Source organism: Bacillus sp. V2I10, assembly GCF_030817055.1.
In the GTDB taxonomy this organism is placed as follows: Bacteria; Bacillota; Bacilli; order Bacillales; family Bacillaceae; genus Bacillus_P.
On sequence record NZ_JAUSYV010000001.1, the window covers coordinates 2,139,411 to 2,160,616 of the forward strand.

Consider the following 21,206-nt stretch of genomic DNA (forward strand, 5'->3'; position numbering starts at 1 on the left):
TGCAACCGATTTCGCCTACAGCAAAAGGAGGAAATGGGATGAGGAGAATGAGAAGGAAATGGACATCAATTCTGTTAATTATTCTGCTTCTGGCCAGTTGTGTAATGAGTTCTTGGCAGGCGTTTGCCGCTGCTGAACAGAATGTAATAACGGTTGATGGAAACAATGATGACTGGAAAGGAATAGAACCGCTTGCATCATCTGCAAACCCGGGATATGAAGGATTTCATCTCGGAGATGTCCATCTGAAAAATAACAGCCAGTTTCTCTATTACTGGGTCGATGCTAAAAATATCCCAAATTGGGGCGACAATGGCATGTACATGAATCTGGCATTAAACGTAAATAACGAAGATTCAAATGTGGAAGGAAATCCATGGGGAGGACCATTCCATTTTGGAGGTACGGATGCAAAACCTCAGTTTCATATCGTTTCAAGAATAAAGAATGATCGTGAAATAGCGGGAGCTGCGTTATACAGTGCAGATGATTTTAATCATCCCAGACTTTCCACTTGGGAAAATATCAAAGGTGCACAGTTCGCTTCTGACCGCACGAAGGGATTTGAAGGAAGAATCCCATTAAGTGAACTGGGGCTTGAAAATAATGATGCACTAAAAGCAATTGCCGTATTAAGCGGAAATACTGCTGCTGAACATGGTGCATTTGATGTAAGCCCTGAGACCAGCGGAAATACTACTGCAGGATCATGGAATGAAAAAGATTATTCTAATAAGCAATCTGTCTATAGCGCTGAATATACCATTAAAGGAATCATCGATGCAAAACAGCTTGAACTTACTTCAGCAGCACCTGCTGATGGAGCTGTGGATGTTAAAACAACTTCACCAATTATCCTGACGTTCAATGAGTCTATAAAACTGGAGCAGCCGAATAGCATTTCCCTTATAGAAAATGGTGGACAGGCTGTAAAGTCAGAAATTACTGCGGATGCAAACCAGCTGAAAATAGTTCCTGAGATTCTGCAAAAAGCGCAAAACTATACACTGACTGTTCCAAAGCAATCCATCACCGGAGAAAAATCAGGAACAGCATTAGAGCAGGATCTCTCTCTTTCTTTTAAAACAAGTGAGATGAACAGTCTGGTTAAAAGGTATGTACAGTTTACGTATTCCAGAGAGGATGCCGATTATGACGGCTGGAATATATGGACTTGGCAAACGGGACTTGAAGATGGCGAAAAGCTGTTTACTGAAGAGACTGATAAAGGTGCCGTTTCAAAGTTTGAAATAGGAGCGGAGGCATCGAACATAGGATTTGTCATTAGAAAAGGTCAGGACTGGGCTGTAAAGGATCCATATGATCAAGACAGATATATTGAAACAGATCCTTCACAGCGGCTGACAAAAGTGTTTGTCGAAAGCGGAAAGGGCGAGTTTCACACAATTCCAGCGATAAAGGGTCCTGTCCTATCGGAAGGGAAAGCAACATTCTTCTATCGCGATCAGGAGCTATTCGAAAACAATGCGATGTCTGATATTGATCATGTAAAAATAAAAATTGACGACAAGCAATTTGACATGAAATATGATGAGAAAAATGAATATTTCTTATATACATTTGATCTGCCAAAAGAGGGTAAGTACGAATACAAGTATCTTGTCACAATGGGCGGAACAACGAAAGAAGTAACAGATCCATATTATGAAAAATCATATATCGACTACGTTATTCCAAAAGTAAAGATGAAAGCAGCTGTAACTCCAAAAGAAGTGACTTCCAATCAGAATGCCGTCTTGAGTTTGGATATAAAATCTGATCAGGAGAAAATCCTTTTTTCAGATATGTATGCTGATGTTTCATCTATTGGAGGACCTGATGCCTTGCAGATCGATCCTCAATTAAAAGAAGTGACTTTATCAGTAAAGGGTTCGGTTCCTGCAGGTGATAAAGAAATTCCGGTTACAGCTGTTGATGAATTTGGCAACAAACATACAACAACAGCAGCGATTTCAGTAAAGCCAAGAGTTTCCGAAGGAGAAGGAGATTTTGACTGGGACGAGGCAAGAATTTATTTTATGCTGACTGACAGGTTCAATGATGGCGACAAGGGGAATAACGATCCCAATAATGAAGGATATGATGTGAATCATCCTGAATCGTATCACGGCGGAGATTTTAAAGGAATAACCGAAAAGCTTGACTATCTTGATGATCTTGGCATCAATACAATCTGGATTACACCGATTGTGGATAATATTGATTGGGATCTTCGTCATAATAAAAACGGCAATCAATACGGTTACCACGGATATTGGGCAAAGGACTTCTTAAAGCTTGATGAACATCTTGGCGAGATGGAAGATTTGAATGAATTGCTTGATAAGGCACATGAACGAAATATAAAGATTATGGTCGATATTGTATTGAATCATACCGGCTATGGATTAAAGGAAACGGACAAGAATGAACAGAACATCCCGAACTTTCCTTTGGATGAAGATCGTGAACGCTTCAAAGGTATGCTTCGCAGCGGAGGGACGGATGTCATAAAAGGCGAGCTTGCCGGACTGCCGGACCTGATTACTGAAGATCCGGCTGTAAGAGAGCAAATCATTGACTGGCAGACTGCGTGGGCATCGCACAAAACCAAAAAAGGAAATGCAATTGACTACTTCCGGGTAGACACTGTGAAACATGTGGAAGATACAACATGGAAAGCATTTAAAAATGAACTGACTAAAGTAAATCCTGATTTTAAACTGATCGGGGAGTACTATGGCGGCGGCATTGATAATACAGGAGGCTATTTAAACAGCGGACAGATGGATTCTCTGCTGGATTTCAATTTTAAATACGAAGCAAGAGATTTTATTAATGGTGAGATTGAAGCTGTTGAAGCAAGACTTGAGGAGCGGGGCGCCAAGCTCTCGAACACGGCGACAATGGGACAGTTCCTGAGCAGCCATGATGAAGACGGTTTCTTACTGGCGCACGCAGGCGGAGATAAAAGCAAGCAGAAAATTGCTGCTGCTCTTCAAATAACAGCCAAAGGACAGCCGGTTATTTATTACGGAGAAGAGCTTGGGCAAACTGGAAAACACGCTGGCGACATGGATAAAGGCGAATTTAATGAAAATCGATACAATCTTGACTGGGACAATACGGAAAATAACGATCTGTTAACTCACTACCAGAAGCTATTAAACATCCGTAAAGACTATTCGAGCATTTTTGCAAAAGGAGATCGGACAAAAGTAGCAGGCAGCAATGAAGATGGATTCCTTGTCTTCAAAAGAGAATACAAAGATCAATCTCTGGTTATCGGATTAAACACGACAGAAGAAGATCAGCAGATAACAATTGATGTGCCATTTGAAAAAGCTGCTAAGGTTATTGATTTATACAGCGGTAAAAAATACAAGGTTTCCAGTGAACAGCAAGTAACGGTTGACTTAGTGGATCGGGAGCTTGGAGGTACATTCATTTTATCAGTTGAAAATGAAAGGAATGAGCCTCCGGCAGAAGGAGAAAATCCTCCGGGTCCGAGTGACATTGATGAAGAAAACGGAACAGTTCAGGGTCCAAATAAATCCAATGAACATCTCTCAGAAAGTAAACCAACAGGTGAAACAGATTCTATGAATGAAAACAATCAGCTTCCTGCGACTTCGACAAATACCTATACTTACATGGTGATAGGAGCTGTCTTGCTGATATTGGGAACGATTTTGTTTCGAAAAAAATACCAAAAAACTTAAAAATAAAGCCCCTTCTATCTATGAAGGGGCTTTTATTTTTTATGGAAGAAACCGGTATAATGTGTTTAAGAAAAGAAGAAAGAGAAAAAATAATAAAAACAATAAAACTTTAGGAGAACATAATGAGTAAACATACCATGCTCAGAATCATTTAATAATCAGCATCCGATAAGAAATTTAGGGAAGCAGAAATAACATATTAATAAGACTGATTTTGGAACAAAAGTTTCTTCACAATAGCTTCAATATCTCCCTCAATTTCAAAACCTTATTAACAAACACATATAATATCTATATAATTATTACATAATAAGGAGAGGGAGCTGTAAGTCATGAAATGGACATCAGAAGACACTAACATGTTTCTTCAGTCAAAAGAATATGTAGATACCGCCATTATCCCGCTTGTTCAAATAGGATTTGGAGATAATCTGAAATCTTTGGCGGGAGAGGGAGAGTACACATCGCTGATCACAGAAGACCTTGAACGCCAGCTTAAAGGAAGAATCTTTTTGCTTCCGGCCTGCACGTACATATCAGAACAAATGCATGACAGAGAAAAAACAATTTTACAATGGTATCATGAATTAAAGGACAATTTCAAACATATTTTTTTCGTGACGAGCGATAAATTGTGGCGAAATGAAGGCGGTCCGCATAAGGACAGCGTGATCTATCTTCCTCCAATTCCTATGGAACATATGGACGAGTCACTGAAAAGGAAAATGATTGAGGATCAAGTGAGTCAAATTTTGAACATTTTCTTACAATCTTGGAGGGTTTCATAAAAACCCTTACATTTTTAAAGTTCCAAAAAAGGATAATATTGACCTTACTGGAAGATTGATATATCATGAGATTGTCCTAGTTTTATATGGTTTTATCGTATGTCCTGACGGACTTCAGCTTAAGATAGAGGGGGGAAAATGATGAGCGAGAAAAAACATCGGGTTTCAAGACGACAATTTCTCAACTATACGCTGACAGGTGTAGGCGGTTTCATGGCTGCGGGTATGCTAATGCCAATGGTTCGCTTTGCGCTCGACCCTGTACTGGGCAAGGTTGAAGATCAAGATCTTGTACAGGTAGTGAATGTAGATGAAATTACTAAAGAACCTCAACGATTTAATTTTAAAATTAAACAAGTTGATGCCTGGCACAAGTCTGAAGAACCTAGATCAGCATGGGTTTTTAAAAATGACAAAGGGGATATAGTTGCTCTTTCTCCTGTATGTAAACATTTAGGATGCACGGTTAACTGGAACAGTGACCCTGAAAATCCTAACCAATTCTTTTGTCCTTGCCACTATGGGCGCTATGAAAAAGACGGTACAAATGTACCTGGCACACCGCCGCTTGCTCCACTCGATGTATTCGTCAGTGAAGTGAAAGATGGATTTTTGTATCTTGGTTCAGCTAAACCGCGAAAGGAGGCGTAATCAATGTTAAACAAAATTTATGATTGGGTTGATGAACGTTTAGATATTACGCCTATGTGGAGAGATATAGCTGACCATGAAGTGCCAGAACATGTAAATCCGGCACACCATTTTTCAGCTTTCGTTTATTGCTTTGGCGGACTGACGTTCTTTGTAACAGTTATTCAGGTTTTATCAGGTATGTTTTTAACGATGTATTATGTTCCCGATATTAAAAATGCATGGGAATCTGTTTATTACCTGCAAAATGAAGTCGCTTTCGGACAAATTGTCCGCGGCATGCATCACTGGGGAGCGAGTCTCGTTATCGTTATGATGTTCCTACATACTTTGCGGGTATTCTTCCAGGGTGCCTACAAAAAGCCTCGTGAACTTAACTGGGTAGTTGGCGTTTTAATTTTCTTCGTTATGTTAGGGTTGGGTTTCACAGGTTATTTATTGCCTTGGGATATGAAAGCGCTATTTGCCACAAAAGTTGGACTTCAAATAGCTGAAGCCACACCGCTTATCGGCACTCAAGTGAAAACATTGCTTGCTGGCCACCCTGAAATCGTCGGTGCACAGACATTGACTCGTTTCTTTGCCATTCATGTGTTCTTCCTTCCTGCAGCACTGTTTGGGCTAATGGGAGCTCACTTTATCATGATTCGAAAGCAGGGTATATCTGGACCTCTATAATAATAATTGATTTAAAATAATTAACCGCAAGTGAAACGGACTTCGTTTGCGGAACTGCCAAAGAAGGAGGGGAAATCATGCATCGCGGAAAAGGGATGAAATTTGTTGGAGATTCACGTATTCCAGCTGAAAGAAAACCGAATATTCCAAAAGATTATTCTGAATACCCGGGTAAAACGGAAGCGTTCTGGCCGAACTTCCTCTTAAAAGAGTGGCTTGTCGGAGCCGTTTTCCTGATTGGATACCTATGTTTGACTGTGGCGCATCCATCGCCGCTTGAACGTGTTGCAGATCCGACTGACACTGGATATATTCCATTGCCGGACTGGTATTTCTTATTCTTATATCAATTGCTGAAATACACATATGCTGCCGGTCCATATACAGTCATTGGCGCATTTATTATGCCAGGACTTGCTTTTGGAGCACTGCTTCTTGCACCGTTTATTGACCGCGGACCAGAACGCAGGCCTTCAAAACGTCCTGTTGCTGTTGGTATGATGCTTCTTGCAGTTTCAGCAACTATTTTTTTAACTTGGGAATCCGTTGCGACTCATGACTGGGAAGCAGCTGCAGAACAAGGGAAAATTAAGGCTGAAGCTGAAATAGACAAAGAATCAGAAGGGTACAAAATTTTCACTGAACAAACGTGTGTATCCTGTCATGGCGATACCTTAGCAGGCGGAGCTGCTGGTCCTTCATTAGTTGATAATGGATTAAAACCAGAAGAAATTGCTAAGATTGCAAAAGAGGGACAAGGTGGAATGCCTGCTGGCATTTTCAAAGGCACGGATGAAGAATTAAAAGTCCTTTCTGAGTTTGTTTCTAGTGTTACATCAAAATAAATGAAAAGCTGACGAAAAGTCAGCTTTTTTTCTACGTTTAAGGATAGATACATATTTGAGAATGAAAGAAGTTGAACAAACATGAAGTGGTTTCAATATCTGCTTGTTAAACAGCCTTTTTTGTTTATGATGTTCACTGTTAATTTATTCGGAACGATTTATGGATATTATTGGTACAGATATCAGCTTTATGAGACACCGCCTATTTTTCTTCCGTTTGTCCCTGACAGTCCAACAGCGAGTCTTTTTTTCACAATCGTTATGCTCGGGTTTTTATTTAAGAAAAATCTCCCCCTGATTGAAGCCCTTGCCATTATTACTCTTTTTAAGTACGGTATTTGGGCTGTTGTGATGAACCTTCTGGTGCTTAATGAGACAGGTGTGCTTGACCCGGTCGGCTATATGCTCATTCTTTCTCATCTCGGCATGGCTGTTCAGGGGCTGCTGTATGCCCCATATTACAGATTCAAGGCTTGGCATTTAATTGCGGCGGCTGTATGGACTCTGCATAACGAAATCATAGACTATGTGTTTGGCATGATGCCAAAATACAGTGTTCTGATGAATTATTTGCCTGAAATCGGATATTTTACATTTTGGCTGAGCCTTTTCTCCATTTATCTCGCATACTATTTTGTCGTAAGAAAGAATTCCCTTAAATTAAATTTTCTTTAACAGCAGACCGCCTTTTGATGTCCTGAGTGAAAAAGGTGGTCTAACCTTGTCCACTTTTTCATACTTTTTTAGTAGAAGCTGTAGGAGGGACAAGGATGAAAAAAAGAAAAATCGTGATTGCGTTTTTCGTCATATTGATAGTCGCACTTCCTTATTGGGCTTTAGCTGATCATCAGGCAAATCACACAGGTGAATGGGAAGATTTAAATAAACTCTCAGATACAGCTCTTCAGCTGTCAAAGCAAAACCGTTTTGAAGAATCACTTCAGCTAGTTGAGTATTTTCAAAGAGAGTTTGAAAAGACTTTAAAAGATGACGGCAGTATTTCAGCAAGAGATATTCGCACAATATCTGCATCACAGCAAACAGCAGCCAAAATGCTGCAGGAGACCGGCATAACTCCTGATGAGAAAGTTAGAGCGCTTATTCAGCTGAGACTTGTGGTGGATGCAGCAGCATCTGAGCATCAGCCTTTATGGAGCTCAATGGAAGAGCCCGTCATGTCGGCTTTTTCTCAAGTGAAGGGTGATGTGAAAATTGGAGATCATCAATCTTTTCAGCAGAACTGGGATGAATTTGTCTCTCTATATGAAACAGTCTATCCAAGCATGATGATGGATCTCGATTCAGAACAGCTTAAGAGAATGGATGCCCATAGATCTGTTGTAGAAGATGCTATTTTCACTCAAATTCCAGTAGAGTCTCAAGTAAATCAGCTTGCATTGATGGAGGAGGAATTGCAGAATTTGTTTAATCGGGTAAAAGAGGACGATGCAGATCCTTCATTATTGTGGGTTATGATTTCAACTGGCAGCATTATCTTTTTGTCCCTTTCGTATACTGGATGGCGGAAGTACAGAGGCGAGAAGGATAAAGTGAATCGTGAACGTGATATGAATAAATAAAAAGCCTCCGGAAGAGGCTTTTTTGCTTGAATGGATTGTTTAAAATGTATTAACGGTGAATTGGATTTTTATCCGCTTTATGCTCCTATGAGTTCATTTTGGAGAAAATGATACTTTATTTATTTTTTCGGCTTCTGCAAGAATATTTTTAATTAATATTTCAACGGTTTCACTTTTGGCTAATCTTGGACTTTGTCCAGACCAGAGGGACATGAAATCTTGATTATTTTGTCCACTGCACGTTTTTCTAATTACTTGAGTTAATAGGTTTTGAACAGGAAATTCGGGTACAACCAATTCATGCTCCAGCATATCTACAATAAATTTGTTTTTAATACCTCTTGCCCATTTACCAGAAAAGGCACGAGTAAAGGTTGTCTGGTCTTCATCAGCATTCAAAATGGCTTCTTTATGTACCTTATGTGCTCCACTTTCGATACAAGTCAAGAAAGCTGTACCCATTTGTACACCTTGTGCTCCTAAGCAGAGTGAAGCCATTAATCCTCTTCCATCCATAATTCCTCCAGCAGCAATAACAGGTATGCTTACATTGTCAACAACCTGCGGAATAAGTGACATTAAACCTACAAGGCTCTCCTGATGACCATCAATAAAGTTCCCGCGGTGCCCGCCAGCTTCACTGCCCTGCATAACAACCATATCCATTCCTGCCTTTTCATTTTCAACGGCTTCCCTAACCGTCGTAGCTGTTCCTATAAGAGTGATGTTATGCTGTTTTAATTCATCTATCACTTCCTTAGGAGGAATACCAAATGTAAAGGAACAAATAGATACATTCTCTTCAATGACAACCTTAACTTGTTCAATAAAGCTTTCAAAAATTTTTTTATATTCAGGAATGTCAAAGCTGTCTGTTTGTTCTAAATTTAATTGCCTACGAATAGTGTGTAAAAGCTGGTTAGCAGATTGGACTGTGTCAGGTGTTACGTTAAATTCGTTTGGCACGAATAGATTGATGCCAAAAGGGTTTGACGTTAACTGCTTGATTTCTCTAATCTGCTCTCTTGATTGTATTGGTGTCTGATAGCCTGCTCCAATCATTCCAAGTCCCCCAGCATTGGATACCTCGGCTACTAAATTCGAAGTGGTGATCCCGCCAGCCATAGGAGCTTGTATAATAGGATTCTTAATCTTCAAATGCTTCATCATTTCATTATTTAACATCAATTACTCCCCCGATTTTTGTATTTTAATCCCAATTAATTCTCTTCTGTTTTTTTGTATTGGATGGTTGAACTTCTTATGTTAGGGTTATTCTCGAAATGAATCCCACTTAAAAGCAAAATTGCCCCAAAGAAGACAACACTTGCCGCGCCAATAAAAGCAGCATTAAAATCATGTGTGAATGATGATAAGACTCCAGCAAGGGTTGGTCCTATCAACTGTCCAATAGCATAAATAGCGGACAGAATGCCAATAATCCGACTGCTATTAGATGGATTCATTTCTCGTCCCAATGTTGTAGCAAGGGTGGTGATACCCATAAACGTGGCCCTAATAATAAAGCACTTATGAGAAAACTAGTTTTTGACATCCAAAAGGCTGGCATCGCAATACCCAAGGATTGCAGAGCCACATTTACAATAATATCTAGTTTATTTTTCTTCTCAACAACGTTGGGGGTTTCATCGAGCCAGATCCATACAAAGATAGCAAGGATTCCACTCACAACAGCTAGTCCTATCCATGTTCCTTCCCACCGAAATAAATGGTTTAAACTCGGAATCATTAGACTGGATAAAAAGATTCCCAAACCTACGCCCCCATAAAACAACCCCGACCAACTGGATTTTCTTATAGTTGAAAGTTTATCTAACACGATACCAGAGGCTAAGACCAGCACAAAGGCACTGGCAACCCCTGATAGAAAGCGAAGTACATTCCAAAGTAAATTAGAGTATGTGAGATCCATTAGAGCAGTGGTTAAGATACTGATGATTAGACTTATTCTTAATAAAATGGTTCTATACTTCTTAAATGGAATGGCACCTGCTAAAATTGCTCCAAGCAAATATCCTGCGTAATTGCTAGATGCTATATAACCAGTAGCTGTATTGGATAAAGAAAGGTCTTTTTGCATAAGCGGAAGAATGGGAGTATATGCAAATCTTCCAATCCCCATAGCAATGATTAAAAAAATATTCCCCCTATTAAAAAAAGATAAGTATGCTTCTTCATAGATGCACCTCAATAAAATTGTATATTATAACCATATCTTTTTTACTATAATGAACCTGTTAGAAACTGTGCTTCCCCTAGCCCAAAACTCCAGTCAGCATCGCTGTTTTCTGTTATGGAAACCATCAAGTCTTGTGGAGAAATCCCACATTCTGATTCAAGTTTATGAGCAAGAAGTAAGTATAAGGTTTCTTTCTGTTTTACAGTTCTTTTTTTACTAACAATACTAATAATTACTAGATCTCTGCTTCTTTTAAACCCCAGTCCAGTATCCTCGATGATTAGCTCATGCGGCGGGTGCTGATGAACTATTTGATAACGATCACTTTCAGGCACTTGGAAAGCTTCCACCATCGCACGATGAGCTGAATCCAATAATTTTTTAAGAGTTTCTTCGTTTCTTCCTTCTACTAAGTCAAAACGTAATAATGGCATTTTTGTGTGTCTCCCCTCAAAAAGTAATAATGTCTTTAGAGAATCCAGTTAAATTGTAGGATATTATAAGCATATCTTTTCTTTGCTATATGGTATAATACTTAAAATTGATATTTGGTATCACTCTTTATGATGGCTAAAAGATAATCAACTAAGGAGAGATTATTTTGGATTTGCATACATTAAAAATTTTCCAAAGTGTTGCTAAGATGGGGAGTATCTCTCAAGCAGCAAGAGAACTTCAATATGCACAGTCAAATATCACGATGAAAATACAACAGTTGGAATCGGATCTTCAAACAACTCTTTTTTATAGACATAATCGTGGCACTGCATTAACAGACAAAGGAAGCATGTTGCTAACATATTCAGAAAAAATATTCGATCTTATAGAAGAAACCAAAAATATGATGAATGATGATCAAACACCTAGAGGTCCGTTAATTATTGGTTCAATGGAAACAACCGCAGCAGTTCGCTTACCAGTCTTATTTTCAAAGTATCATAAAGACTTTCCAGAGGTTGATTTAACTTTAAAAACAGGCTCTACGGAACAAAATATTCAAGCAGTTCTTCAGAATGAACTTGATGGAGCATTTGTGTCTGGCCCTATTAATCATCCTGATCTCATTCAGAAAGAAGTATTCGAAGAGGAACTAATGCTCATTACAGATACAGTTCATCCTCCAATATCTTCTTCTATCAAAGAAATTCAAACAAGGTCACTGCTTGTATTTCATACAGGATGTGCTTATCGTGAAAAGTTTGAACAATGGTTATACCAAGAGAAGATGATACCCAATAAGATAATGGAATTTGGCACTATAGATGGGATCATCGGTTGTGTAGCAGCTGGTCTAGGTATAAGTATGCTTCCACAAAGTGCGATTACAAAGCATGTACAAGACGGAATCATTAGACAACATTCAATTCCGAATCTATACGGAAAAGTCAAAACAGTATTCATTTATCGAAAAGAAAAGTATGTACCTGCGTCTTTAATTAAATTTATCAATATGTTATGTGATGAGGAGGAATTGTTAGATAATAAAAGGTTAATTTAAATGGAGAGATATTTTCTTCAATGTACAAAGATTATGAACAAATGTACTTAAAACTAACGGGTGCGTTAGTTCAACAAGGAGTATAAAAAAGCCTGTATCAATGATTACTCGGTAATCTAAGATACAGGCTTTATATTTAGGTAACTAATTGTTCTTATATATATTTAAAATTTATAGGCTTTTTTGCTTGAATGGCTTTATAAAATGTATTAACGGTGAATTGGATTTTTATCAGCATCTAATGTAAATCCCTCGCCAAGCACATCGTGAACATCACTTACTGCGACAAATGCATGAGGATCAACAGAGGTAATGACCGTTTTAAGCCGGACAATTTCATTTTTGCCGACCACGCAATATAAAACGTTGCGGTCCATTTTAGTGAAAGAACCCTGACCTTTTAAGATGGTTGCACCGCGGTCCATCTCCTGCATGATTTTATCCGCAATCTCCCCGTTTCGCTCAGATATGATGGTGGCTCCTTTGGCTGCATAAGCACCTTCCTGCATAAAGTCAATGACTTTTGCAGCAATGAATACTGCCACTAATGTATACATCGCTTCCTTATAGGATAAATATGTGACAAGAGAGAGGGCAATGACAACAAAATCAAACATGAACATCGTTTTTGCCCATGCTGACGCCTTTATATTTATGTACAAGCCTTGCAATGATGTCTACTCCGCCGGTTGTTCCGCCGTATCTGAAGATGATTCCAAGCCCGACACCGATAAAAACTCCTGCAAATAAAGCGGCTAGAGTCAGGTCGTCTTTTAACGGCATATAAATCTGGAATCGCTGAAACAGCCATAGAAAAACGGATAATGCGACAGTTCCAATTATGGTGTAGAGGAAGGTTGTTCTGCCAAGCAGCTTCCAGCCGATAAAAAAAATCGGAATGTTCAGCACGAGATTTGAAATGGAAGGGTCGATATTGAAAATAAAATATAAAAGCAGGGTAATTCCGGTAAAACCGCCTTCAGCCAAATTGTTCTGCATGTTAAAATGAACTAGACCAAACGCAAATATAGCTGATCCGAGTAAAATAAAGAAAATATTTCGTATTTTTAACTGATTGAACATGCTGTACATCATCCTCTGCTCTAAGTCTTAGCGATAATATTATAGATGATGGAAACAAAAGGTGCAATCTGAGCCTGAAACAATACCAAATAATTTGTCAAAAAGGCTCAGACCCGCTAACATGGAAAGGAATAAAGAAGAGGTGAAGAATCATGAGCAATAAAACGATGAAAGATCTTCAAAAAGAAGTTGACGACTATATCGGGCAGTTTAAAGAAGGCTACTTCAGCCCGCTTGCCATGATGGCAAGGCTAACAGAAGAAATGGGCGAACTCGCCCGTGAAATAAATCATACATACGGTGAAAAACCAAAAAAGCAGACAGAACAGGAAAAAAAGATAGAGGAAGAAGCAGGCGACATTCTATTTGTGTTAATTTGTCTTGCCAATTCCTTAAATATTGATCTTGAAGAAGCTCATAATCTTGTGATGAAAAAATTTAATACTAGAGACAAAGACCGCTGGACAAAAAAAGATTCTTAAGGAGAAACAGACATGGAAACAATCAAAATTGTAATTGCAGGCCCTAGGGGAAGAATGGGAAGAGAAGCAGTAAAGCTTGTAGAGGAAACAGCACACTTTTCGCTTGCCGGTGTAATTGATCACAAATATGAAGGGCAAAAGCTCAGTGAAGCAGATGATTTTAAAAGTGACGCCATTATCTACACAGATATTGAGAAATGCTTTTCCGAGACGAAGCCAGACGTTTTAATTGACTTAACAACACCTGAAATCGGAAAAATTCATACAAAGAAGGCACTTGAATATGGCGTAAGACCTGTTGTGGGAACGACTGGATTTTCGGATCCAGATTTAAAGGAGCTTGAAGAGCTTACCGAAGACAGGGGAATTGGTGCCATTATCGCACCAAACTTTGCAATTGGAGCTATTCTAATGATGAAATTCTCACAAATGGCTGCAAAATACTTCAACGACGTAGAAATCCTCGAAATGCATCATGATCAAAAGCTTGATGCACCATCTGGCACAGGTCTTAAAACAGCCGAAATGATTTCTGTGGTGAGAGAGGCAAAAGAACAGGGCCATCCTGACGAAAAAGAAACGTTAGAGGGAGCAAGGGGAGCTAATTATCAGGGAATTCATGTTCACAGCATCCGCCTGCCTGGACTTGTCGCCCATCAGGAAGTCTTGTTTGGAGGGGACGGGCAGACATTGTCCATCCGTCACGATTCTTTTAATCGGGCATCCTTCATGTCTGGCGTGAAATTATGTGTGGAGCAGGTTATGAAACTTGATGTACTGGTATACGGGCTTGAAAATTTAATCGACTAAAGGGGAATGTCTGATGAATATTGCACTCATAGCTCACGATAAGAAAAAAAATGATTTAATTCAATTTACGCTTGCTTATAAAGGAATTCTTGAGAACCACAAGCTATATGCAACAGGAACAACCGGTTTTAAAGTATCCGAAGCTACCGGACTCAGCATCCACCGTTTTCAATCAGGCCCTCTCGGCGGCGATCAGGAAATTGGGGCCTGCATCGCAAACAATGCAATGGATATGGTCATCTTTTTCCGAGATCCGCTGACAGCGCAGCCACATGAGCCTGATGTTACAGCTCTTATCCGTTTATGTGATGTATATGCCGTTCCGCTAGCGACAAACATGGGAACTGCTGAAATCCTTATTCATGGACTCGAACGCGGTGATTTGAAATGGAGATCAATTGTAAATGACAAAGAAATCGATGACGACTATGGAAAAGAATAAACTTGATATCCTTGCCTTCGGAGCTCATCCTGATGATGCCGAAATCGGGATGGGAGGAACTCTTGCAAAATACGCAGAGCAAGGTTATAAAATTGGCATATGCGATTTAACAGAAGCAGAGCTTTCATCCAATGGAACAGTAAAGCTCAGACAGGAAGAAGCAGAACGGGCATCAAGTATTCTCGGCATACATAAACGGATTTTTCTGGGCCTGCCTGACAGAGGCCTATTCCTGAAAGAACAATATATTGAAAAGATTGTATCGGTTATTCGGGAATATAAGCCGCGGCTTGTATTTGTTCCGTGGTTCGAAGACCGCCATCCCGATCATGGAAATTGTGCGAAATTGGTTGAAGAAGCTAGCTTTTCAGCAGGTGTGAAAAAGGTGAGGGAACCCGGAGGTCTTTTGCCTCATCGGGTAAACCGCCTCTACTATTACATGATTAATGGGTACCACAAGCCTGATTTTGTGGTGGATATAACTGAAACTATGGAGAAAAAACTCTCTAGTTTAAAAGCATATGAAAGTCAGTTTATTAAAAGTGATACTTCATTAATCACGCCACTAATTAATGGTTATATAGAAAGTGTTGAGAGCCGTGAGCGCTTATTCGGCAAAGAGGCAGGCGTTAAGTACGCAGAGGGATTTTTAACAAAATCCCCGATTTTGCTCGATAAAGATTTAATAGGGGACAGTTTATGAAAAAATTAAAAATAGGCATAACCTGCTACCCTACAGTGGGCGGTTCAGGCGTAGTAGCAACGGAGCTTGGAAAAAAGCTGGCTGAAAATGGACATGAGATACATTTTGTCACAACAAGCAGACCGTTCCGATTAAACAAAATGTATCATAATATTTACTTCCATGAAGTAGAGGTTAATCAGTACTCTGTCTTTAAACATCCCCCGTACGATCTTGCCCTTGCAAGTAAAATGGCCGAAGTTGCAAAGCGGGAAGAACTGGACCTGTTTCATGTCCACTATGCTGTTCCACATGCTATTTGCGCTCACCTGGCCAAACAAATGACAGGTGATCATCTAAAGATTGTCACTACTCTGCACGGAACGGATATTACGGTTTTAGGACATGATTTATCCCTTTCAAATATGATCAAGTTTGGCATTGAAGCTTCTGATTCGGTTACAGCTGTATCTAGAGCACTCGCTGACCAAACCTATGATCTGCTGAATCCTGATAAAAAAATTCAGACAGTTTATAATTTTATTGATGAACGCATTTATCAAAAAAAGAACGCGGCCCATTTAAAAAGCGAGTATGGAATTTCAAAAGACGAGAAGGTCATCATCCATGTCTCTAATTTCCGGCAGGTAAAACGTGTTCAGGATGTTGTCCGTGTGTTTGCTCGTGTACTAGACAACGTAAAATCAAAGCTTCTGCTTGTAGGCGACGGTCCTGAAATGACATCTGTGTGCAAGCTGGTCAGGGAACTTGGGGTCGAAAAAAACGTCCTTTTTCTTGGAAAGCAAAATCACTTGGAAGAGTTATATTCCATTAGTGATGTAAAGCTCCTTCTATCTGAAAAAGAGAGCTTTGGACTTGTCCTCTTAGAGGCAATGGCCTGCGGAGTTCCTTGTGTTGCGACAAACATTGGAGGCATTCCTGAAGTGATTAGAGACGGAATGTCCGGTTTCTTATGTGACGTAGGAGATATTAAAACGATCACTGAGAAAACAACTTCTATTCTGACGGACAAACAGCTGTACAGCCGAATGGCTGCAGAATCGATGAGAGTTGCAAAAGAAGAGTTTCATTCAAGCATTATTGTCAAACAGTATGAGGATCTGTACTATAGCCTCCTTTCTTCAGGTGAGCGGGATGAATAAAGAGTTTCAAGAGGCTCTTCCAGTTATAAAAAGGTTAAAAGAACATGGTTTTGAAGCCTATTTTGTCGGCGGTTCTGTAAGAGATCAGCTGCTTAAAAGCGAAATAAAAGATGTAGATATCGCATCTTCTGCAACCCCGGATCAGGTGAAAGCTCTGTTTGAGAAAACAATTGATATTGGTTCAGAGCATGGAACAATGATTGTAATTGTAAATGGCATCCATTATGAAATTACGACTTTCAGAACGGAGTCTGCTTATGAAGACAATCGCAGACCAAGGGGGGTCACATTTGTTTCTTCCCTGAAAGAAGATTTGAAAAGGCGGGATTTTACCGTTAATGCAATGGCGATGGATGATGCAGGAACCATTATTGATTTTTTTCAAGGCAAAGAACATGCCAAAGCTAAGCTGATTACAACAGTCGGCAGTCCGCATGAGCGTTTTTCCGAAGATGCGTTAAGAATGATGAGAGCGGTCAGATTTGTCAGCCAGCTCGGATTTTCTTTAAGCAGAGAAACACTTGATGCAATTTGCGAAAAAGTGCCATTGCTTGAAAATATATCTGTCGAGCGAAAAACGGCAGAGTTTGAAAAAATCATGGCCGGTAAAGGAAGCAGTCAAGCGATGAAGCTTGTGGCGGATACAGGTATCATCGATTACCTTCCAGGATTAAAAGGGAAAAAACAGCTGCTGCTGAATGCTAGTATCCTGCCAATCAACGGCTTGTCTTCAAATGAAGAACGATGGACGGCTTTGCTGGATGTTTTAGAAATAAGCAGCATTGAAGCATTTTTAAGGAAATGGAAGCTTTCAAACCGCCAAATCTGGATGATCGCGAAAAACATCTTTTATTTGCAGAAACGCAAAGAGGGTGAATTGACAAGGCAGTCCGTATACGATGCAGGCTTGCCATGCACTCTTGAAGTGGAAGCCGTTTATTGTTTAATAAAAGGAGAAACGATGTCCCAAGGGCGAATGGCAGAGCTTCAAGTATTCTATAAAAGTCTGCCGATTCACTCTAAAAATGAACTCGCGATTGGCGGAGCTGACCTGATGCAGATCAGCGGTCAAAAGCCTGGCCCGTGGATGGGTGAATTACTTAAAAAGATTGAGCTTGCCGTTGTAAACGATGAAGTCGAAAACAGCAAGGAAGCTATTAAGGAGATGTTAAGATCGTGCAATCTGATCTAAGAACACGATTGTTGCAGGCTTTTTCAGAAGCTGAAGGAGAATTTCTATCCGGTCAAAAACTAAGTGAAACACTTGGCTGCTCAAGAACGGCAGTCTGGAAGCATATTGAAGATTTAAGAAGCGAAGGGTATGAGCTTGAGGCTGTGAGAAAGCGCGGCTACAGGATCACTCATAAGCCTGACAAAATCAGCGGCAATGAAATACAGCTTGGACTGAAGACAGAATTTATGGGCCGTCATATTCATTTTGAAGAGGTTATTTCCTCGACGCAAAAAATTGCCCACACATTAGCGGGGAATGGAGCGGAGGAAGGAACAATTGTCGTAGCAGATCAGCAGACAAGCGGGAGAGGCAGACTGGCAAGAGCGTGGTACTCTCCGAAGCAGACAGGCATTTGGATGAGCATGATTCTAAGACCAAAGATTCCGATTAACAAAACCCCGCAATTAACGCTGCTGACTGCTGTCGCACTTATCCAGGCGATTGAAGAGGTGACAGGCCTCACACCAGAAATCAAGTGGCCGAATGATATTCTCATAAACGGCAAAAAAATTGTCGGCATCCTGACGGAACTCCAGGCAGAAGCAGACAGTGTCCATTCCGTAATCATCGGTGTCGGAATGAATGTCAATCACACTTTGGATCAATTTCCCGAGGAGCTGCAGGCAATCGCAACCTCAATTGCTGCAGAAACCGGTGAGCCAGCTGACAGAGCACAGGTTATTCAGGCCATAATGAAGAATTTTGAAAAGCTCTATACCAGCTATTTAATTCATGGATTTAAACCTGTAAAGCTGTTATGGGAAAGCTATGCTATCAGCCTCAATAAAAATCTGATTGCAAGAACCCTTCAGGGTACAATTCGCGGGCGTGCCATCGGAATAGATGATGAAGGTGTGCTGCTTTTAGAAACAAACGAAGGCAACATTGAAAAAATATATTCTGCCGATATCGAAATTCAGTCTTAGTAAGTTTTAGCCAAAAATATTCCTTTTAACATGAGCCTAATAAAGTGGTATCCCGTTTTATTTTCTGTTATAATTCTTGTCGGGTAGTATCCTTAGCTGGAACTGCACCTGCACTAAGTTTTATTACATTTTTTAATAAAAGTTCTGCCTTGATCCGGAATGCGGACTGGGACAGAGGGATGAACAACCGGCTGGATACGATGAGTATAATCCTTCTTCCTATTTGAAGAAGGTTTTTTCATGTCTTTTCGGTTACGAAATTCCTCTGCAATTAATGGGAGGGGAAAAAATGAAAACAAGATTAGATTTTATGAAAATGAAGCAGCAGCATGAACCGATTGTGATGCTAACAGCATACGATTTTCCTTCAGCTAAGCTTGCAGAAGAGTCTGGCGTGGATATGATTTTAGTCGGTGATTCCCTTGGCATGGTTGTACTCGGTTATGATTCTACAGTGCCGGTTACAGTAAGCGATATGATTCATCACACAAAGGCTGTCAAAAGAGGTGCGCCATCTACTTTCATTGTGACAGATATGCCTTTTATGTCGTATCACTTTTCAAAAGAGCAATCTTTAAAAAATGCAGCTGAAATTATGCAGCAAAGCGGGGCTCATGCTGTAAAGGTTGAAGGCGCTGATGATGTGCTGCCAATTATTGAAGCGCTTACAAAAGCGGGGGTGCCTGTCGTTGCCCATTTAGGGCTTACTCCCCAGTCAGTTGGTGTACTTGGCGGTTATAAGGTACAGGCAAAAGATGCAGAAAGTGCAAAAAAATTAATTCATGACGCAAAACAGTGCGAAGAAGCAGGCGCAATTGCTTTAGTGCTTGAATGTGTGCCAAGACAGCTCGCTTCAGAAATTTCAAATAGATTAAATATACCTGTCATCGGAATCGGTGCAGGAGCAGAAACAGATGGACAAGTGCTTGTTTATCATGATGTACTGGGATACGGTGTTAACCGTGTGCCGAAATTTGTTAAGCAATACACAAACATCGGCGGTCAAATAAAAACTTCTTTAAATGAATACGTTCAAGAGGTAAAAAGCAGACAATTTCCTGAGCAAAAACATACCTTCACGATGAAGGATGATGAACTTCAGTCCTTATATGGAGGTACGCAAGCTAAATGAAAATCATTACCACGATAAAAGAACTGCAGAAGACAATGAAAGACCATAAGAAATCACAGCAGACGATTGGCTTTGTCCCAACCATGGGCTTTCTTCATGAAGGACATTTGAAATTAATAAAAGAAGCAAGAAGCCAGAATGAAATCCTGATCATCAGCATTTTTGTTAATCCTCTGCAATTTGGAGAGAATGAGGATTTTGATACCTATCCGAGAAATATGGAGAGGGATTCACAGCTTGCAAAAGAGGCGGGGGCTGATTATATCTTTGCCCCATCAGTGAACGAAATGTACAAAAACGAGCCTTCCGTTACAGTAAGAGTGGAAAAGCGAACTGACGTTTTATGCGGAAAATCAAGAGCTGGCCACTTTGACGGAGTAGCAACGGTGCTAACTAAGCTATTTAACCTGGTCGGTCCTGACCGCGCATATTTCGGAATGAAGGATGCCCAGCAGGTAGCGGTTGTCAGCGGGCTCATTACAGACTTCCATTTCCCTGTTGAGCTCGTTCCGATTCAGACAGTAAGGGAAGAAGATGGCCTTGCGAAAAGCTCCCGCAACGTTTTTTTAACTGAAGAAGAAAGAAAACAGGCCCCGCATCTTTATAAAGCCCTGCAGACAGGAAAAGATATAATGCTTAATGGGGAAAAATCAACGGCAGCGGTCATTGAATCAGTGTCATCCTATTTGTCCGCTCATACAGCCGGCGTGATTGATTATGTCGAGATCTATTCTTATCCTGAACTTGAGGCTTTAGCGGAATTGAAGGGGAAGGTTATCCTTGCAATTGCTGTCAAGTTTACAAAAGCAAGGCTAATTGATAATATTACAATCGAATTAAATGATAACGAATGAAATTTTTTTAGATAGAGAACAGCAGTGGAGGAGATTTTAATGTTTCGTACAATGATGAAGGGGAAAATTCATCGTGCAAGAGTCACAGAAGCAAACTTGAATTATGTCGGCAGCATCACAATTGATGAAGATATTCTGGATGCCGTTGATATGCTTCCGAATGAAAAAGTTCAAATCGTCAACAACAACAATGGCGCACGATTTGAAACATATATAATCCCTGGTCCGCGAGGGTCTGGCGTTGTTTGCCTGAACGGGGCAGCAGCAAGGCTTGTACAAGAAGATGATGTTGTTATTATTATTTCGTATGCAATGGTAGCTGAGGAAAAAGTTCATGAGCATAAACCTAAAGTTGCCATCATGAATGAAAAAAATCAGATTGTCGAACTCCTCGGTCAGGAGCCTGCGGCAACCATCCTATAAAAATTTTTAAAAA

22 protein-coding genes and 1 pseudogene are annotated in these 21,206 nt (G+C 40.1%); 18 read left to right on the plus strand and 5 right to left on the minus strand.

Features of this window, described 5'->3' with window-relative positions; all coding sequences use genetic code 11:
• Nucleotides 1-38: 38 nt before the first annotated feature.
• The 7 genes from QFZ72_RS10875 to ypjB all read left to right on the plus strand — a co-directional run bounded on the left by QFZ72_RS10875 (nucleotide 39) and on the right by ypjB (nucleotide 8,264).
• Nucleotides 39-3,722: an alpha-amylase family glycosyl hydrolase gene (locus tag QFZ72_RS10875; RefSeq protein ID WP_307432985.1), complete on the plus strand. Its 3,684-nt coding sequence runs from the start codon at nucleotides 39-41 to the stop codon at nucleotides 3,720-3,722.
• Nucleotides 3,723-4,054: 332 nt separating this feature from the next.
• Complete coding sequence (locus QFZ72_RS10880) at nucleotides 4,055-4,510, plus strand: YpiF family protein (RefSeq protein WP_307432990.1); 456 nt, start codon at nucleotides 4,055-4,057, stop codon at nucleotides 4,508-4,510.
• A 141-nt stretch (nucleotides 4,511-4,651) separates the two neighbouring features.
• Complete coding sequence (locus QFZ72_RS10885) at nucleotides 4,652-5,161, plus strand: Rieske (2Fe-2S) protein (RefSeq protein ID WP_307432993.1); 510 nt, start codon at nucleotides 4,652-4,654, stop codon at nucleotides 5,159-5,161.
• A 3-nt stretch (nucleotides 5,162-5,164) separates the two neighbouring features.
• A complete protein-coding gene (gene qcrB, locus QFZ72_RS10890; RefSeq protein ID WP_029280290.1) occupies nucleotides 5,165-5,839 on the plus strand; it encodes a menaquinol-cytochrome c reductase cytochrome b subunit in 675 nt (224 codons plus the stop codon).
• A 77-nt stretch (nucleotides 5,840-5,916) separates the two neighbouring features.
• The gene (locus QFZ72_RS10895) at nucleotides 5,917-6,684 is read left to right on the plus strand and encodes a menaquinol-cytochrome c reductase cytochrome b/c subunit (RefSeq protein WP_252201296.1); all 768 of its coding nucleotides are present in this window, start codon (nucleotides 5,917-5,919) and stop codon (nucleotides 6,682-6,684) included.
• Between the two features lie 81 nt (nucleotides 6,685-6,765).
• Nucleotides 6,766-7,359, plus strand: coding sequence for a lipoprotein heptaprenylglyceryl N-acetyltransferase LhaT (gene lhaT / locus QFZ72_RS10900; RefSeq protein ID WP_307433001.1), 594 nt, complete (start codon nucleotides 6,766-6,768; stop codon nucleotides 7,357-7,359).
• A gap of 95 nt (nucleotides 7,360-7,454) precedes the next feature.
• The gene (gene ypjB, locus QFZ72_RS10905; protein WP_307433005.1) at nucleotides 7,455-8,264 is read left to right on the plus strand and encodes a sporulation protein YpjB; all 810 of its coding nucleotides are present in this window, start codon (nucleotides 7,455-7,457) and stop codon (nucleotides 8,262-8,264) included.
• Between the two features lie 93 nt (nucleotides 8,265-8,357).
• Here ypjB and QFZ72_RS10910 read toward each other — a convergent pair whose 3' ends face one another.
• From QFZ72_RS10910 to QFZ72_RS10925, 4 genes are read right to left on the minus strand one after another with little or no spacing between them, the layout of a single operon-like run.
• Entirely contained in the window at nucleotides 8,358-9,449 is a 1,092-nt protein-coding gene (locus QFZ72_RS10910) for an NAD(P)H-dependent flavin oxidoreductase (protein ID WP_307433008.1), read from the minus strand.
• Between the two features lie 35 nt (nucleotides 9,450-9,484).
• On the minus strand, nucleotides 9,485-9,730 hold the full coding sequence (locus tag QFZ72_RS10915; protein WP_307433010.1) for an MFS transporter: 246 nt from the start codon (nucleotides 9,728-9,730) through the stop codon (nucleotides 9,485-9,487).
• A complete protein-coding gene (locus QFZ72_RS10920; protein WP_307433013.1) occupies nucleotides 9,727-10,476 on the minus strand; it encodes a YbfB/YjiJ family MFS transporter in 750 nt (249 codons plus the stop codon). Before QFZ72_RS10920 ends, QFZ72_RS10915 begins: the two co-directional genes overlap by 4 nt.
• A gap of 32 nt (nucleotides 10,477-10,508) precedes the next feature.
• Entirely contained in the window at nucleotides 10,509-10,898 is a 390-nt protein-coding gene (locus tag QFZ72_RS10925; protein ID WP_307433015.1) for a tautomerase family protein, read from the minus strand.
• A 167-nt stretch (nucleotides 10,899-11,065) separates the two neighbouring features.
• Between QFZ72_RS10925 and QFZ72_RS10930 the strand changes: the two genes are divergently transcribed.
• Nucleotides 11,066-11,962: a LysR family transcriptional regulator gene (locus QFZ72_RS10930; protein ID WP_307433017.1), complete on the plus strand. Its 897-nt coding sequence runs from the start codon at nucleotides 11,066-11,068 to the stop codon at nucleotides 11,960-11,962.
• A gap of 209 nt (nucleotides 11,963-12,171) precedes the next feature.
• Here the strand turns inward: QFZ72_RS10930 and QFZ72_RS10935 are convergent.
• A pseudogene (locus QFZ72_RS10935) lies at nucleotides 12,172-13,045 on the minus strand (YitT family protein).
• A gap of 152 nt (nucleotides 13,046-13,197) precedes the next feature.
• Here QFZ72_RS10935 and QFZ72_RS10940 point away from each other — a divergent pair.
• The 10 genes from QFZ72_RS10940 (at nucleotide 13,198) to panD (ending at nucleotide 21,193) form a co-directional block, all read left to right on the plus strand.
• Nucleotides 13,198-13,527 (plus strand): nucleotide pyrophosphohydrolase, encoded by a 330-nt coding sequence (locus tag QFZ72_RS10940; RefSeq protein WP_252201291.1) that lies wholly within the window; start codon nucleotides 13,198-13,200, stop codon nucleotides 13,525-13,527.
• A 12-nt stretch (nucleotides 13,528-13,539) separates the two neighbouring features.
• A complete protein-coding gene (gene dapB / locus QFZ72_RS10945) occupies nucleotides 13,540-14,337 on the plus strand; it encodes a 4-hydroxy-tetrahydrodipicolinate reductase (protein WP_307433022.1) in 798 nt (265 codons plus the stop codon).
• Nucleotides 14,338-14,350: 13 nt separating this feature from the next.
• Nucleotides 14,351-14,779, plus strand: a complete 429-nt coding sequence (gene mgsA, locus QFZ72_RS10950; RefSeq protein WP_307433025.1) for a methylglyoxal synthase — start codon at nucleotides 14,351-14,353, stop codon at nucleotides 14,777-14,779.
• A complete protein-coding gene (gene bshB1, locus QFZ72_RS10955) occupies nucleotides 14,742-15,482 on the plus strand; it encodes a bacillithiol biosynthesis deacetylase BshB1 (RefSeq protein WP_307433028.1) in 741 nt (246 codons plus the stop codon). The genes mgsA and bshB1 overlap by 38 nt, the downstream gene beginning before the upstream one ends.
• A complete protein-coding gene (gene bshA, locus QFZ72_RS10960; protein ID WP_307433030.1) occupies nucleotides 15,479-16,624 on the plus strand; it encodes an N-acetyl-alpha-D-glucosaminyl L-malate synthase BshA in 1,146 nt (381 codons plus the stop codon). Before bshB1 ends, bshA begins: the two co-directional genes overlap by 4 nt.
• Nucleotides 16,617-17,816, plus strand: coding sequence for a CCA tRNA nucleotidyltransferase (locus QFZ72_RS10965; protein WP_307433033.1), 1,200 nt, complete (start codon nucleotides 16,617-16,619; stop codon nucleotides 17,814-17,816). The genes bshA and QFZ72_RS10965 overlap by 8 nt, the downstream gene beginning before the upstream one ends.
• The gene (locus tag QFZ72_RS10970; protein ID WP_307433035.1) at nucleotides 17,801-18,784 is read left to right on the plus strand and encodes a biotin--[acetyl-CoA-carboxylase] ligase; all 984 of its coding nucleotides are present in this window, start codon (nucleotides 17,801-17,803) and stop codon (nucleotides 18,782-18,784) included. The genes QFZ72_RS10965 and QFZ72_RS10970 overlap by 16 nt, the downstream gene beginning before the upstream one ends.
• A gap of 289 nt (nucleotides 18,785-19,073) precedes the next feature.
• Complete coding sequence (gene panB / locus QFZ72_RS10975) at nucleotides 19,074-19,916, plus strand: 3-methyl-2-oxobutanoate hydroxymethyltransferase (protein WP_307433037.1); 843 nt, start codon at nucleotides 19,074-19,076, stop codon at nucleotides 19,914-19,916.
• Nucleotides 19,913-20,770 (plus strand): pantoate--beta-alanine ligase, encoded by an 858-nt coding sequence (panC, locus tag QFZ72_RS10980; RefSeq protein WP_307433040.1) that lies wholly within the window; start codon nucleotides 19,913-19,915, stop codon nucleotides 20,768-20,770. The genes panB and panC overlap by 4 nt, the downstream gene beginning before the upstream one ends.
• Nucleotides 20,771-20,809: 39 nt before the next feature.
• Complete coding sequence (panD, locus tag QFZ72_RS10985) at nucleotides 20,810-21,193, plus strand: aspartate 1-decarboxylase (protein ID WP_307433043.1); 384 nt, start codon at nucleotides 20,810-20,812, stop codon at nucleotides 21,191-21,193.
• Nucleotides 21,194-21,206: the final 13 nt, after the last annotated feature.